The organism is Jutongia sp. SJQ-6 (assembly GCF_054161275.1).
Window position 1 is genome coordinate 2734491 of record NZ_CP195314.1, and the last position, 15289, is coordinate 2749779.

Annotated in this window: 14 protein-coding genes; 9 read left to right on the top strand and 5 right to left on the bottom strand. The window is 41.2% G+C overall.

Features of this window, described 5'->3' with window-relative positions; genetic code table 11:
- The first annotated feature begins 240 nt into the window (after window positions 1–240).
- From ACSAJE_RS12430 to ACSAJE_RS12460, 7 genes are all read left to right on the top strand, one after another.
- Window positions 241–1245 (top strand): methionine ABC transporter ATP-binding protein, encoded by a 1005-nt coding sequence (locus ACSAJE_RS12430; RefSeq protein ID WP_118506544.1) that lies wholly within the window; start codon window positions 241–243, stop codon window positions 1243–1245.
- On the top strand, window positions 1232–1897 hold the full coding sequence (locus tag ACSAJE_RS12435) for a methionine ABC transporter permease (protein ID WP_118506543.1): 666 nt from the start codon (window positions 1232–1234) through the stop codon (window positions 1895–1897). Before ACSAJE_RS12430 ends, ACSAJE_RS12435 begins: the two co-directional genes overlap by 14 nt.
- A 57-nt stretch (window positions 1898–1954) precedes the next feature.
- Entirely contained in the window at window positions 1955–2788 is an 834-nt protein-coding gene (locus ACSAJE_RS12440; protein WP_458009249.1) for a MetQ/NlpA family ABC transporter substrate-binding protein, read from the top strand.
- Between the two features lie 287 nt (window positions 2789–3075).
- On the top strand, window positions 3076–3846 hold the full coding sequence (locus tag ACSAJE_RS12445) for a hypothetical protein (protein WP_458009250.1): 771 nt from the start codon (window positions 3076–3078) through the stop codon (window positions 3844–3846).
- A 98-nt stretch (window positions 3847–3944) separates the two neighbouring features.
- Window positions 3945–4154: a hypothetical protein gene (locus tag ACSAJE_RS12450; protein ID WP_458009251.1), complete on the top strand. Its 210-nt coding sequence runs from the start codon at window positions 3945–3947 to the stop codon at window positions 4152–4154.
- 60 nt (window positions 4155–4214) lie between these two features.
- A complete protein-coding gene (locus ACSAJE_RS12455) occupies window positions 4215–5831 on the top strand; it encodes a hypothetical protein (RefSeq protein WP_458009252.1) in 1617 nt (538 codons plus the stop codon).
- A 2-nt stretch (window positions 5832–5833) separates the two neighbouring features.
- The gene (locus ACSAJE_RS12460; protein WP_182448511.1) at window positions 5834–6007 is read left to right on the top strand and encodes a hypothetical protein; all 174 of its coding nucleotides are present in this window, start codon (window positions 5834–5836) and stop codon (window positions 6005–6007) included.
- Between the two features lie 3 nt (window positions 6008–6010).
- Here ACSAJE_RS12460 and ACSAJE_RS12465 read toward each other — a convergent pair whose 3' ends face one another.
- A complete protein-coding gene (locus ACSAJE_RS12465) occupies window positions 6011–8143 on the bottom strand; it encodes a methyl-accepting chemotaxis protein (protein ID WP_458009253.1) in 2133 nt (710 codons plus the stop codon).
- 29 nt (window positions 8144–8172) lie between these two features.
- Complete coding sequence (locus ACSAJE_RS12470; RefSeq protein ID WP_458009254.1) at window positions 8173–9072, bottom strand: alpha/beta hydrolase; 900 nt, start codon at window positions 9070–9072, stop codon at window positions 8173–8175.
- A gap of 237 nt (window positions 9073–9309) precedes the next feature.
- On the opposite strand from ACSAJE_RS12470, the gene ACSAJE_RS12475 reads away from it, so the two are divergent.
- A complete protein-coding gene (locus ACSAJE_RS12475; RefSeq protein WP_118691242.1) occupies window positions 9310–9675 on the top strand; it encodes a BlaI/MecI/CopY family transcriptional regulator in 366 nt (121 codons plus the stop codon).
- A 33-nt stretch (window positions 9676–9708) separates the two neighbouring features.
- On the top strand, window positions 9709–12504 hold the full coding sequence (locus ACSAJE_RS12480) for a M56 family metallopeptidase (protein WP_458009255.1): 2796 nt from the start codon (window positions 9709–9711) through the stop codon (window positions 12502–12504).
- On the opposite strand, the gene ACSAJE_RS12485 is transcribed toward ACSAJE_RS12480, so the two are convergent.
- Genes ACSAJE_RS12485 through ACSAJE_RS12495 form a run of 3 tightly spaced genes read right to left on the bottom strand, consistent with a single transcriptional unit; the run spans window position 12501 to window position 15284 of the window.
- A complete protein-coding gene (locus ACSAJE_RS12485; RefSeq protein ID WP_458009256.1) occupies window positions 12501–12989 on the bottom strand; it encodes a DNA-deoxyinosine glycosylase in 489 nt (162 codons plus the stop codon). The two genes, ACSAJE_RS12480 and ACSAJE_RS12485, sit on opposite strands and share 4 nt — an antisense overlap.
- A gap of 50 nt (window positions 12990–13039) precedes the next feature.
- On the bottom strand, window positions 13040–14794 hold the full coding sequence (locus ACSAJE_RS12490; protein ID WP_458009257.1) for a PH domain-containing protein: 1755 nt from the start codon (window positions 14792–14794) through the stop codon (window positions 13040–13042).
- Window positions 14784–15284, bottom strand: coding sequence for a PH domain-containing protein (locus ACSAJE_RS12495; RefSeq protein ID WP_022025905.1), 501 nt, complete (start codon window positions 15282–15284; stop codon window positions 14784–14786). The genes ACSAJE_RS12490 and ACSAJE_RS12495 overlap by 11 nt, the downstream gene beginning before the upstream one ends.
- Window positions 15285–15289: the final 5 nt, after the last annotated feature.

A 15289-nucleotide genomic window follows, 5' to 3' on the forward strand; every position in this document is an offset into this window, starting at 1 on the left:
CTGCGGCAATTATCTTAGTTCTCTGACGGCAGAAATCGCCATGTAGTGGTTGCAAAAGACTTAGTAGCCTTTGACATAATAAGCAATATGTGGTTCGGGTAATAATTTTTGTTATGGAAAGTTTGAGTAAAAAAATGAAAAAAGTTCTTGACAAATGGATGAGACTGCTATATTATAACATACAATTCATATATAAATGATATGAAAACAAGGAAAAGAATCGTAGGAGGTGATACTTCCATGGATGCATTGATCACGGTTGAGGGTGTGGAGAAAGATTTTGGTAATCAAGTCAAAGCACTCGACCAGATTAATTTGGAAATTGCAAGTGGAGATATTTATGGAATTATCGGTATGTCCGGTGCGGGTAAGAGTACATTAGTACGATGTCTTAATTACTTAGAGAAACCCACCGCCGGTGTTGTCAAGATTCATGGCAAAGATTTATCGACTTTGAAAGGCAGACAGCTTCGCAAAGAGAGACAGAAGATTGCAATGATCTTTCAGCATTTTAATCTGTTGATGCAGAAGAACGTGTTGGACAATATTTGTTTTCCGCTTGTGATCGCCGGAGTAAGCAAGAAACAGGCAAAGAAGAGAGCTGTGGAATTGCTTCAGATCGTGGGACTTGCTGATAAAGCAAAAGCATATCCGGGACAATTGTCCGGTGGACAGAAGCAGCGTGTGGCAATTGCCAGAGCATTAGCGAATAATCCGGATATCCTGCTTTGCGACGAGGCAACGAGTGCTTTGGATCCGCAGACGACACAGTCTATCTTGGAATTGTTGCAGCAGATCAACCATGATTACGGTATCACGATCGTGCTGATCACCCATGAAATGTCCGTGGTACAAAAGATATGTAATAAAGTTGCAATCTTAGAAAAGGGACATTTGGTGGAGACGGGAAGTGTTTCCAAGATATTTGCCAATCCGGAATCTGCGGCCGCTAAGAAGATGATTTTTGGTGAAGATACCAGTGTTCCAAAGATGGAAGGAAAGCATCTGGTGCGAATCGTCTTTAGCGAAAATTCATCGTTTGAACCGGTTATCGGTAATATGATCCTTCGATACAAGACACCGGTTAATATATTGCATGCCGATACCAAGGATATCAACGGCATTGCAACCGGAGAAATGATCTTGCAGTTGCCGGAGGATGAAGATATTGCAAAGCAGATGATCACATATTTACGTGATTGTAAGCTGACGGTAAAGGAGGTGGAAGCAGATGTTTCACTTTGATGCAGTTGTTCAGGAGATGATCATTAATGGTATTTGGGAAACGCTGTACATGACCTTAGCGTCAACCTTTATGGGATATGTGCTTGGGCTTCCACTGGGAATCGCTCTTGCGGTTACCGACAAAACCGGAATCAGACCACAGCCGGTTGTATATCGTGTGCTGGATGTGATTTCGAATGTACTGCGAAGTATACCGTTTATTATTTTGTTGATATTGGTGATCCCGCTTACCAGATTTATCGTGGGGCAGTCTTATGGGTCTTCGGCTACAGTCGTACCACTGGTTATTGCTGCCGCTCCTTTTATTGGACGTATGGTGGAATCATCGCTCAAGGAAGTAGATCATGGCGTGATCGAGGCTGCTCAGAGCATGGGCGCCGGCATCTTTACGATCATTTGGAAAGTATTGCTCGTAGAAGCAAGAACATCCTTGATCGTCGGTGTGACGATCGCACTTGGTACGATCCTAGGATACTCTGCGATGGCAGGTGCTGTCGGAGGCGGCGGTTTGGGAAATATCGCAATTCGGTATGGTTATTATCGTTATCAGCCGGATATCATGATCGTAACGATCGTTATTTTGATTGTCCTCGTTCAAATTTTGCAGGGAATTGGCATGTTGATCTCTGCAAAGCTTGATCGAAGAAAATAAATACCAGCTTTCGTATTGAAAGATTGGAACACAAAAAGAATTGGAGGAAAATTAATTATGAAGAAGAGAGTAGTAGCATTGACATTGGCGTTGACATTGGCAGCAGGTTTGGTAACAGGCTGCGGTAATGCAAAGAAAGACGATAACAAAGCAGATAGCAAAACAATTACAGTAGCTGCATCACAGACACCACATTCCGAGATTTTGGCAGAGGCCGCTAAGACCTTAAAGAAACAGGGATATGATCTGAAAGTTACAGTATTTGATGATTATGTACAGCCAAATAACGTAGTAGAGAGTGGCGAATTTGATGCCAACTATGTAGAACATAAGCCATACATGGAGCAGTTTAACAAAGAGAATGGTACTCATATCGTTGATGCCGGCGATATTCACTATGAGCCATTTGGAATTTACGGTGGAACTAAGACAAAGCTCGAAGATGTTGCAGAGGGTGATACCATTGCAATTCCAAACGATACAACAAACGAAGCGAGAGCATTATTACTTTTGCAGGATAATGGTTTATTGACTCTTAAAGACGGTGCAAGCCTGACAGCAACCATCAACGACATTAAAGACAATCCTAAGAAATTAAAATTCCAGGAGCTTGAAGCAGCACAGGTATCCAAAGTAAAAGGTGAGGTTGCTTATGTAGTATTAAACGGTAACTATGCATTAGAGGCAGGATACAGCGTTGGTAAAGATGCTTTAGCATATGAGAAGTCCGATTCTGAGGCTGCTAAGACTTATGTAAATATCATTGGTGTCAAGGAAGGTAATGAGAACAGCGATGCGATCAAAGCTTTGGTAAAGGTATTAAAATCTGATGAGATTAAGAAGTTTATCGAAGACAAATATGATGGAGCAGTTATCCCATTTGCGGGCTAATCAGATCCTCTAAAAACTCATAAGAAATTGTTAATAAGGAAATAGCCTTTTGCCTGTTTTGTGTAGGCAAAAGGCTATTGTGGCTGCAAAACACTTATCATGCTTTGACATAATAAGCAATATGTGACCTGACAGAATCTTTTGAAGTGCGAAGTTTGAGTATATAAAAATGCATACAGAAAGATGACGGTTTTTGAAAAGAATATGGTAATATGATTATATAGATGAATAGAGCATAGCTAATTGAATGGAACAAGATGAATGATAGATTTAGGGGGAGACGTTCTATGAAGAAAAAAATCGTATTTATATTATCACTATCCTGCTGTATGTTTCTATTAGGCGGCTGTTCTGAAGCAAAGCAGGAAAAGCAGAAAACAAATAATCCTTTCGCATATACTTCGACAGAATTTGAGACGACAGAGATTTCGGCGCAGGAAGAGTCTTATGTTCTACATGCATCAAAAATACATTATAAGGAACCCAATGTCTTAGAAACAGCAATCAATAATATTATTCGTGATGAGAAAGGATATGAAGACGAACATGAAAAATTTATAGGGTTCTTGGATTGTGCTGTAGATGATGAAAATCTACCTGCTTTCTATGGACAGCAAACGATTATTGCTTCTGAAAAATCAATCTATTATTGGAATATTAGTGCGAATAAAGTGGATATAAGAGGGACTGCGCGGTATGTGTTTCCAGAGAACACCAAGGGATGCGCTTGTGTTCGATTTATAAATGATGGACAGCGTGTATCTGCTGCGGGATTAGAGGAAGTAGATAGTGCGATCGCGGAATTACTTCAGAAAAATCCGAAAGAACAATATGTGTTTCTGAATGGAATCTCAAGGGAAGAATATCCAAGTACAGAACCGTTATTGTTGAATGCCAAAAATCAGATATTATCCTGTGACAAAGGCAACCATTACGCCGTGGATCGTTTTTATGTGGTGGATGGTGACTGCTTTGGAAAGTTATCTGACATGGCAGTATCCTACGAGATGCTTTGTCGCAAGAATGACGAGTATGTCCAAATTCTTAAGAATTATTAAGATTGCCCCAAGGTCGTTGACGCAAGCAGAAATGTATGGTGTACTGGAAATGTAACAAAGAAATTTAGTGCTATGATGGTAGAATGGGAGGAGATCTTATGAATAAACTAAAAAAAATATTGGCATGTATGATAATTACATTGGGAATTTTGTATCTACCGGAAATTCATGCAAATGCATCAACAGTAACTATAGATGAAGCAACATTTCCGGATTCATGTGTACGCAAATTTGCACAAGAACAAGACGTCAATAAAGATGGTGTTTTGTCTGATGAGGAAAGAAATATAGTTGATTATGCATTATGAGATTGGTATACGGCAGCTGCATATGGGGTAGATGGAAGCCATTTAATAGATTTTACAGGAATGCAGAATTTCCCAAAAATCACCAAAGTTCGACTGCAATTGGGCTGTAAGGTCAATGGAAAGGAAATATATTGGAATTATAAAGCATCTAATTTATTCCAATGTTTTCCTCATGTAAAGCAATTGTCGATTGTTTCTTTTGGAACTAAATCAATTGAACTTAGTGGAGAATCTAATACATTAGAAGCGTTAGATATTTCTTTTGAAAATGAAATATTAAAAACTGGAGAAGTAGTATGCAAAATGTATGCGCCAAACATTAAAGAAATAGATATCACTGGAAATATCTCGACAAAAAGTTATTCTTTAGGAAAATGTTTTCCGAAGGCGAAGTACATTTATTTGTATGATACAAATGTTGGAAAATCTGGTACGTTAGATGGCTTTCAAGACATTGAAACGTTATTCATTAGTGGTAAAAAGGTAACAGACATGAATTTATCCTTTTTGTCGGGAATAACAATACATCGATTGGAAATTGAAAAAACTAAAATTAGTAAATTGGATATGGCACCTCTTCGCAAAACAAAATTGAATGTGTTAGATATTGACAATTGTCCGATCAAAAAATTAACGTTACTACCTTTGAAGAATACCGGGATTGTTAGTTTGTCAATATCAAATTGTTATATTACATCTTTGAATTTGAAAGAAGTATCCAACAAAACACTGACCACACTTTCTATCATTAATTGTCCGTTGAAGAAACTGGATGTTAGCCCATTGAAAAATACATTAGAAACGTTATATGTGGGAGACAGACAGCAGTTTTACACGAAATATCGGGAAGTCTATAAAAAGACAAAATTTACTACACTTGATTTATCGATGATGAAAAAGTTAAAAGAGGTATATGGAAGTGGCGCTGGTTCTATTAAGACAGTGCGGCTTAAAAATCCCAAAAAACATGTAAGAGTTAAAACTTTGCAGGAATTACATTTATATGGGACTAAAATAAAGTCTATAGATGTATCAGGATTGACAAAATTAAAAAAACTTTATGTTGGTAATTGTACGACCAAGTGTAATATCAACAAGTGTACAAAGATTGAAGAACTTGGTATTATAAATCGCGGAACGACAGATTTATCACTCAAGAGTAAAAGCTTGAAACACCTGCAGTACCGAGGCGGTAAAGTGAAAAAATTGTCAGTCAAAAAATGTCCTAAGTTATATGCAGTTACGATAAGGGGAACCAAGGCGAAATCTTTAGATTTTAAGGGCAATAAAAATCTGCTCTATTTATCGATTTATAATAGTAATATTGGTAAAGTGGTTTATCCGAAAGTAAAAAAAGCGGATTGGAGATATGAGTATAAAATACAAGATAAACGCTTTAGCTCTGACCCAATAACAAATGCTGAAGAAAGTGGGATTTTTACTTATGAGCATTACTTAGGTGGATACAATATAAATCAAGTAAAGACTGTGGATATATCTGCGTGGAAACGGTTGAGCAGCGCAATGAAGAAACGGCAATTGGCCAATGGTTATAAATTTGTCATGAAACAATATACACCGCGCCGGATTATTATTAACAAGAAGTTACGCAGTTCTGACAAAAAGTGGATACGTGCAGTAGCAAAGAAGATTAAAGCAAAAGTAATTATGTGGTAAGTATGAAGAAGCTTAAACTTACCAATTGCAAAAAATTACGAAGACTGGATCTTACACCATTTGATATGAAATCATTGGATATCAAGGGAACAACAAGGCGGATATCGTCTTGTTGTTCCCTTTTTGGTTATTTGCGCATTATTATATCTAACGTGTTTATCATTATCGCCGGATAGCATTTATTCCGCACTGACAACTTGTGTTATGTCATCAGACTGTTCTGCTAATAGCTGTTTGACGTAATCGCGAATGAAGAAATCGTCCTCCGGCATTTGACAGCCGACGGTATACATTCCTTCGTTATTCGAGCATCGGATGACATGTCCGGTCAATTCATTATGATTTGGCAGATCAAAATCATGGATCGTAATATGGATGTCTGCCCCCTTGTGATCTGCAAAGAATGGATCCTTCGTCAGAAAAGCAAATCCATTGGCGCTGATGTTATCCATCGTGGCATCGATTGGTAATGGCAGACTGTTATCTGCCGTCGTGTCAGCAATGGTGATGCTGCAGGTGTTGGAAAGATCTGCACGAGGATATTTGCGGCGGTTATTGATCTTAGGTCGGGACTCGATAATGATCTGCGAATCTTTCGTGATCAATGCACGCTTCCAATGATACAATACATTGCCGACGGTCACTTGTAATTCGCATTCTGTCGTTTTAGTGATCGGTGGGAAATTGCCCAAGGAAACAGTCAGTGTATTTTCGGTGCGTTCTACTATATCGCCATGATAATTTGAAGAATCCTCCAAAGTCACTGTGAATTTCATGCCCGGCTGTAAGTCCTCAACGCCCATAAAACCACCAATACCAAGCTCACACATCAAAGATTCAACGACCGTTTCGATTGAATTGATATTATTGGCGGATTCATCATATTTGCTCAGCATACGATGACTGATCTCATTGGAATCGGAAATATGTTTTGACATTTCCGTCATGATCGAGGATACCTGATCCATGTTGTCGACTAATTGGATATTGGATTGTTCCACATCTTTCATTGCCGTATCAATGATCTGAATATTCTCTTCCAATTGTGCGGTATCTTCGGATATTTTGGAAATGCTGGCACCAGCGGTTGTTACCTTGTCGAGAGTCATGCGGATCAATGATAACGTTTCTTCCATCGTGTGCATCATCTTGGTAGAGGTTTCTTCCAGATGCATCAAAGACTGACTGATCTTGCTGGAGGAAGCTTTTGTACCGGTGCTGAGGGTACGGATCTGTTCTGCGACAACGGCAAATCCCTTACCGGCTTCTCCGGCGCGGGCGGCCTCGATCGATGCGTTTAATGCCAATAGGTTAGTTTGGCTGGAAATATCCTCGATTGTTCCGGTTTCCTCTTTTACCATCGCAAAATCGTTTTTGAAGTCTTGCAAAGTCATTTCGATTTCCTGTGATAGTGCAGCCATATTGTTCGTTGTGTCAACGAGGCTGTCAAGATCTTTGGAACTTACTTCGGTGTGCTTGCCGGAAGTGGCAGTCAGCAGAACCATTTTCTCGATCAAATAAGCAACATGATTGACCTGAGCCTTGATCTTGGCGGTCATTTCATTGGAAGAAGCCGTTGTGTCTGTCAGGTGAAGATTATTTTCATTGACTTGCTGCATGCTTCGTGCAACGACCCCGGCTCCGTGTGTGTTTTCTGAAGCAAGTTCTCGAACGACCGTGACGCCATCCATAATGGAGTTACTTGCCTGTTTCACCTGTTCTACTGTTGTAATAACACGGTTTAGATCCGCTTTGATACTGTCTGTCATGGCACCATCGGATTCATTCAAGTGCTTGATGGACATGACATAGCAGATATAACATAAAATAATACAGGATAATTGTAATTGATAGTCTTTTACATTTGTAGCCGAATTAAACCCGTTCATGTAACGATATACAGCACTGCCGATAATAATGATGGAATTCGCAATGCCGCAATTTATCATGAAACGCCTGTTTTTGTAGAGAACCAGCAGGCTCGTCACCGGCAGGATATAAGTAAAGGCGATGGGAGAAGCGGTGGTACTTACAACAAAAGTATAAAAGATACCATAGCCGATCACCAGATCATACTTATAAATATCCGTTGTAAACCCTTTGACACGTAGTAATATTTCGCCAAGGATGATCGGCAGCCAGCACAGGATCAAAAAGATGATATAGTAATCTGCTTTTTGAAGGCCGTTAGCAACGTCACTGCCGTAATTAGCCGATAATAATAGCGCAAAGATCAGCCATATCTTGCGTGCTTTGCGGTTCGCCTTTTCCTTAAAAATGTTTTCGTCATAATTCATAATCGTTAACTTCATAATTCTTTCATATATTGTCATTTTGCGATTCACTGCTCATGTATTTCGGCAAAATACTCTGCAATTGCCTGAATCGTCTGCGTACTTTCCGGCAGGAAAGGTTCAAATACACTAAAAGCGTGTGTAAGTTGTTTGTTTTTTGGAAAGTCAAGCAGGCGGTGTGGCATATTGTATTTTGTCAATGCCTTCTCAAACTTCGTGGTGTAATGATGTAAATTATCGTTCTTACTTGTTACCAGCAGACAAGGCGTCAGTGCTTGTACTAATTTCTGATAGGTTGGATTCACATACGGTGCAAAATCACTTTGTTTATAATCCGTGCCATATAAATATTTTGGTAAAGACAAACCAATCTGGTCAAAGCGGTTGGTGTAAAACATACCGCTGATCAGACCCAGTGCCTGAAGTGGTGCAGGGCATACAGACACTTGCGCGGCAGCGGTCATTTCGGCGTTGTTCTGCATGGCAGCACAGTAGGTTAATAACATGGCTCCCCCGCTGTCTCCGACACCATAGATCTCGTCAGTTTTACCATAATAAAGATTACCGTAGTCTTGAACATACCGCAGCGCCTGAAAGAAATCCGTGCACTGATGATAGAAGGTATATTCCGGGACGAGACGGTATTCAATGCTAAACACGACATAGCCAAGTTTGCATAATCTGGCACAAAAGTAACGGTTGAACTCTTTGCATCCCATGATCAGGCCGCCGCCATGCACATTGAAAATGATCGGAAGCTCTTTGTCCGGCGATTCAGAAGGTCGAAAAACATCCAATCGGTGTGCTTCGTTCTGATCGTTCACATATTCGATATCAAGATACATGTCCACGTCGTCAGGGATGGAAAAGCGCTTACGGCGATCCGGCAATGTTTTCATGAAATCTGTTCGCTGCTGCATGAATGCAGTTTCAATATAATTACTCATATGTATCACGTATCCTTTTCAAAATGTTCTGTCTATCATAATAAACCAGATTGCCGTCACAATCAATAGAACCGTCAAAAGTGCCAAAGAAATTGTAAAAAAAGAATGCAAGAAAAGCGTTGACAAATCTGGTTTATAACTATAAACTTATTATAACAGGTTTATAATTATAAACCAAGTTGCTGAAGACAATGGTTGTAGTGATCATTTTTTAGATACAGCAGAAAGGGGTATGGTATGGAATACTTGAAGTTATGTGATAGTGACTATCGTTTTATGCAAGTGGTTTGGCAGGAAGCGCCAATCAATTCGGGGGAACTGGTCAAGCTGTGCGAGGAGAGACTGGGGTGGAAGAAATCGACGACCTATACGACGATTCGCAAGTTATGTCAAAAGGGATATATACAAAATGAACATGCAATCGTATCGGTGTTGATCCCACAGGAACGTGTGCAGTCAGATGAGAGTGCCTATTTTGTGGATCGAACGTTTTCGGGTTCTTTACCACGTTTTATTGCGGCTTTTCTAGGGGAACGTAATATTTCCGACAACGAAGCAAAAGAGATTCAGGAAATGATCGACCGCTATCGGAAAGAGCAGTAAGCCTACGGGTTTGAGAAAGGAGTTGAGATGCGTATGGAGAATGTATTATTTTGGTTATGGGATGCGAGTTATCGTACGGCGATCGTGATCGTGGCAGTATTGTTGATCAGAAGGCTGCTTTTGCGTAAATTCCCGGCAAAGTATTCTTATTATTTATGGTTTGTAGTGGCGTTATCGCTGGTGCTTCCGGTACAGATCGCATCGCCGATCAGTTTGTACAATGTAGTGCCAAATGGCAGCGAGGTTGCCAAACAGATCTCGACAGCGCAGTCAGAAAGTGTTGCAGCTACATCAGATGATAAGCAGAATACAACGGTGGCAGACCGGCAGCAAGTGTCGGGAAATACACAGACAGCACCGAATGTCAAACGTGCCACAGATACTGTGCAGTGTGAAACGGGAGATCTTTCGGAGATGATCAAGGCAGAGGGGAATACATCCAAGAATTCTTTCGGAGATCATACAAAGAGTTCCGTAGGGAATCATGCAAAAAGTTCTGCCACAGATAATGTTAAAAGCTCTGCAGGGAAGGAAAGTGATTCGAAAACTTCTGCCGGTACTACGGCAGCTTCTTCCGTGAAGAAAACAGATGCTAAGCTTTCGGTAGGGAGCAGTATACAGGCAGGATGGAAACAGGTGACCGATGTGCTGTCCGGAAAATGGGACTTTGCAAAATGGGCTCCGTATATTTTAGGGGTATGGATTATCGGTGTAGTTGCAGGATTATTGTATATGTTATTGGGTGCACTGCGCACCAAAAAATATCTAAGCCGTGCGGTTTCGGTAGAGGATCAGGTATATGAATGTGAAGGGATTGCGAGCCCATTTGTGTTTGGTTATCTGCACCCAGCAGTATATATACCATATCATTTGGAGGAGGATCGCAGACAGTATATTGTAGCACATGAAAAATATCACATAACCCGTAAAGATTATTTGATAAAATGTGCAGCGGCACTGCTGACAGCAATCTATTGGTTCCATCCATTGGTGTGGATCGCCTTTGTTATGATGGAACGTGATATGGAGATGAGTTGTGACGAATATGTACTTCGTGACTGCAGCAGAGAGCAGAGGGCGCAGTATTCAGAGAGCCTGCTCTGGTTTGCTAAGAAGAATCGGTTGAATGCACCGGGACAGTTGGCATTTGGAGCACATACGACCAAGCATCGTGTACGAAATGTATTAACCAGCAAAAATACCAAAAAATATATAGGTATCCTTGTGGCAGTGTTAGCCGTCTTTGTTGCTGCGGTATTTTTGACCAATGGAAAAGGTATTACACCTTCCAAAGAGAAAGACCAACAGGCGGCCAAGAAAGACCTTGTGACGTTATATATTGCGCATAGCGGTGATTTTAGCGGGGAAGATGCAGGATGGTATGGCAAACTGCTGGAGCAGCGCTTTGGCGTGAAAGTGGTCTATGAGGTGCCGGACCCGGAGAAGATCAACTATACGGATGGAACATATGATTTATTCATTGATATGCGGCAGGATGGGAAGTTCAGTCTGTTTGATGGATTGACGAATGATCAATTAGCGAAGCTTTCGGATGGCAGTTATTATTATACACGTAACGTCAGCCAAAATTATCATGAAAACTTTGCCTATACATGGGATCTGCGCTACGACTTGTACAAAGAGTGTGGTTCCCCGGAGATCAATACTTTTGAGAATCTGCTTGATGTTTTGGTCAAGATGAAGCAAAAATCCGGCAATAATTATGCAATGAGTATGATGTCTTATAATGAGAAGGATGAAACGATTAGTATGCCGGTCAGTCTGTTGCTGAGTGGATATTATGGCTACTCTCGGGAAGGTAAGTTTATGGTTCGCGGTGCGGATGGCAAAGTACAGGATCTTTTGACGGCTGTGCATGGATCGGAGGATACCAATTTATATCAGAAGATATTGAAACAGTGGAATCAATGTTATCGAAAAGGCCTGCTCGATCCGAAATCCCGGACAAAGGATATGGATACTTATGAGGCAGATAAAAAGTCCGGCAAAGTATTATGTCTGATCGATGGAATCAATCGAAACAGTGAATATGATACTAAATGGAAAGAAACGGCACAGGAGCGGCCGATGTATCCGGTTGTCCCAAAATCTGCTGTTCTGGCAGCATATTCCCCATCGACGACAGACGGTAAGGCGAGTTGGTGTCTGGGGGTTAATCGGTCGTCCAAACATTTGAAACTGGCGCAAAAGGTTGCTGCTTATCTGGCATCCCCACTTGGCTACATGGAAAACTTACATGGACCGGAAGGGTTGTGCTGGTATTATGATAAAGACGGAAAACCACATCTTACCGATCTTGGCAAGAAGACAGCAGAAGATGCCACGGTAGAACTTCAAAGCAAAGATTCCAAGTATGCGATGTACAATGGAATCATGTTTCTGGATGGTTGTCCGGCAAATTATACGCCGTATTATGCGTCTGATATCAATCCGGACAGTGGAGAAACATTTGATATTTCCGGCTGGTCTTCGGAAGCGGAGAGCAGACAACAGGAATTTGCGGCTGCCAATAATAAGACGGTTCTGTCGCAGTGGCAGAAGGATCAAAATGCCAAAGAGATTACAGAGTATTTGGAAAATAGAGGGAACTATACGATTTATCCGGATCTGGATGTAGACTTTGGCGAGACAAAAGAGTATCCGTCGTGCCTGCGTAAAGTTTGCAAAGTGATTCAAGATGGGACTTGGAATGCTATATTTGCCAAAGACGATCAAGAATTTGAGTCATGTATACAGAAGATGTACCGCGAGGTGAAACAGGCAGGATATGATAAATGTGTTGCTTATGAGAAAGAAAAGTTAGATTAGTTTAGGATACGGTTCCAAGTATTTAGTAACTGTGTAAAAGAGCAAGCTGCATTAGCGGGGCTGGTCGATGGTAGTAGTGCGATTGACAGCCCCGTATTATCATACACATATTTTTGGTATAGGTCGTATGCTTTGCGTCCATTGGCATAGACAGCGGTTATGGAAGAGAGGGCTATGATCTTAGGAATATCATTAGGGATCACATTCCGAATAGAACTGTCACTAGACCCCTTGATATCGCACTCGGCGATTACGTCCCAGAGTGCGATATGGTGTCTGTGCAATAGAACCTTTTTATCCGCGATACTTTCCGGGGCAGGCTCATTGCATAATTCAGCGATCACTTTCCAAAAGCGGTTGCGCGGATGCCCGTAATAAAATTGCTGTTCTCTTGATTTTACCGATGGAAAGGATCCTAAGATCAATACGGTAGAATCTGCATCGTATACAGGGGCAAATTCATGTACAACGTGAGTATATTCCAAGGCGAACCATCCTTTCTATGTGACCGAAGTTTAGTTTTTTCAAGCTAGTGTTATTGAGATTTTTTCCTGCGGTTGCAGCTATCCTCCAAGAAGAGCTGTACGATCGGATCAATCTGCTCTTTTGCAAAGCATGGAATACCAGCAAAGCTATTCATCGCTCCGGCGAGGATATAGACGATTCCGTGCTGGAGATGCAGCAGGCGTTCTACCGGAGTCTGTTGCAATTCCATATATTGTATTTTGTGATAATCAATAAATTGTGTAGAGGATGCAAACATTCCGTTTGTTATTGCAATGTAATTCTCACGAAGCTGCAATTTGTTGGCTTTGTAAGTGCCATAACAGCCGATCAGATATATCAACATTGCTAGCACGAAAGAGCCGATACAGCCCAGGACTGCCGGTAGACCGGTTACGCCAAAGACTGTAATCATAAGAGTCCACCCAATTGCTAAAAATACAAGCAGTTTGGCAGAACCAATAATCTTTTTCCACCAGATCGCTTTCGGTGGACGGATCGATGCGGTATCACTTTCGGTGAAATAAGCATCGAATTCCGGAAGCAGACGATGCAGTAATTCCGGTAAGTGTTTCTCTGGGATAGAGAGTAGTAAACGCGTGTTTTCTTCTTTTTCATCGCCCATACCGATATTTATAATATCGACAAAGCATCGTTTTGAAATACGGCTAAATACCGGACGCTGTACGATGATCGAACTGATGCGTTTGATTGGGATTTCATAGCTGGTGCGTTTGAACAGACCAAATTCCATATGCAGATGATCCGGCATACGTTTGATCCGGAAACTGTAATAGCGGAAGAAATCACCGATCAGACTACGCAGTGCTGCATAGACAAAGGAGCCAATGACAACGATTCCACCTAATGCAGTTGGGATCATTTGGATCAAGGAACCGATGCTGTGATCGCCGAAAACAACCATTTTTAAGAAAAAAGCAATAATGGCGATCAGAGCGGCAAGGCATACGAGCAGACTTATAATAGAAGCACTGTAAACACAGTGGGTAAGCACTTGTTTGGTATTGTAAGCTACTTCGGATAATACTTGTCTGCTGTTTGGAGCAGCATTTGCTGAGGTTACTTGTCCGTTATTTGGGACAGAAGAAACAGTACTCATCTGCCCATTATTTTGGACGGAAGTGGCTCTGCTTATCTGATCGTTATTTGGGACAGAAGTAGGATCACTTATCTGACCGTCGTTTGGGACAGAAGTAGGATCGCTTGTCTGTTCGCTATTTGGGACAGAAGCAGCAGCCCCTGCGGTTCCATCAAGCTGTTCGTTGGCAGCTATAGTTTGCGTATGTTTGGCAGCGGTTGCCCCCGCTAAGAGTCTCTCTCTAAGTGCCTCGGCTTTGTCTTTGCGAAGCAGAATGGTGACGTCTGTAGTATCGGCGGTACTTCGGCTTTCGGTATCGATCTTAACCGTACTGGTGCCGAGAATGCGTTCCAATAGATTACGCTCGATGTTGATATTGGAAATATTGCGCAGACCAATCGTATTTACAGAACGAAAAATGGTATTTTTCGTAATCGTGATACTGGTTTCATCTACCGTGATCCAAGTCTTATACCAAACAATGGTGTTAACTGCCAGTCGAAATAGTATCACGGCAAGGATTACTAATATGATGATAAGCAGTGTGGTGCTATCAGAATTTTTGATATCGCCCAGTATTTCGTCAAGATCATCCAAGGAGGATATTAAAAATGTGATAATAATGACACCGAATACACCAAGCTGCTCTAACATTAGAGACGGGTGATTTCGAAACTTATTGTCCATTAGCACGTTCCTCCTCTACGATTTCGTTAATGCGCTGTTTCAAGCTGTCAGCAATATGTTCTGCTTTATCTTTTTCAAGAAATTTGATCGTTACGTCTCCGCCGGCAGTAGTGATTTCAACTTTGGCAAGGCCAAACAGGCGGTCAAGCGGACCGGAAGAAATTTCGATTTTATGAAGGCGGCTGATCGGCACAATCGTGTGTGTTAAGAAGAGGTAGCCTTCCTTAATCTGTACTTCTTCATCGGTCAATCCGTAAGCATAACGCTGGTAGCGAAAAAGTGGGGATACGATCGTTTCAATGATCTCGAGTATCATAATGATGGCGCAGATGATAGTAACCCATCCAATGACTGTTTTATTGGAAGTGAAAGCTTCAGTTCTGGTAAAGAAGACAATGACGCCCAGAACGGCGGCAATGACCACACAAACGATAGAGGTGACCAAATACATGCAGTATAATGCTTTTTTGTTTAACTTTTCTAATTTCATAAAAA

Excerpts from the sequence above, each read along its gene's own strand:
- ACSAJE_RS12430 (WP_118506544.1), top strand. The coding sequence starts at position 241 with ATGGATGCATTGATCACGGTTGAGGGTGTGGAGAAAGATTTTGGTAAT.
- ACSAJE_RS12435 (WP_118506543.1), top strand. The coding sequence starts at position 1,232 with ATGTTTCACTTTGATGCAGTTGTTCAGGAGATGATCATTAATGGTATT.
- ACSAJE_RS12440 (WP_458009249.1), top strand. The coding sequence starts at position 1,955 with ATGAAGAAGAGAGTAGTAGCATTGACATTGGCGTTGACATTGGCAGCA.
- ACSAJE_RS12445 (WP_458009250.1), top strand. The coding sequence starts at position 3,076 with ATGAAGAAAAAAATCGTATTTATATTATCACTATCCTGCTGTATGTTT.
- ACSAJE_RS12450 (WP_458009251.1), top strand. The coding sequence starts at position 3,945 with ATGAATAAACTAAAAAAAATATTGGCATGTATGATAATTACATTGGGA.
- ACSAJE_RS12455 (WP_458009252.1), top strand. The coding sequence starts at position 4,215 with ATGCAGAATTTCCCAAAAATCACCAAAGTTCGACTGCAATTGGGCTGT.
- ACSAJE_RS12460 (WP_182448511.1), top strand. The coding sequence starts at position 5,834 with ATGAAGAAGCTTAAACTTACCAATTGCAAAAAATTACGAAGACTGGAT.
- ACSAJE_RS12465 (WP_458009253.1), bottom strand. The coding sequence starts at position 8,143 with ATGAAGTTAACGATTATGAATTATGACGAAAACATTTTTAAGGAAAAG.
- ACSAJE_RS12470 (WP_458009254.1), bottom strand. The coding sequence starts at position 9,072 with ATGAGTAATTATATTGAAACTGCATTCATGCAGCAGCGAACAGATTTC.
- ACSAJE_RS12475 (WP_118691242.1), top strand. The coding sequence starts at position 9,310 with ATGGAATACTTGAAGTTATGTGATAGTGACTATCGTTTTATGCAAGTG.
- ACSAJE_RS12480 (WP_458009255.1), top strand. The coding sequence starts at position 9,709 with ATGGAGAATGTATTATTTTGGTTATGGGATGCGAGTTATCGTACGGCG.
- ACSAJE_RS12490 (WP_458009257.1), bottom strand. The coding sequence starts at position 14,794 with ATGGACAATAAGTTTCGAAATCACCCGTCTCTAATGTTAGAGCAGCTT.
- ACSAJE_RS12495 (WP_022025905.1), bottom strand. The coding sequence starts at position 15,284 with ATGAAATTAGAAAAGTTAAACAAAAAAGCATTATACTGCATGTATTTG.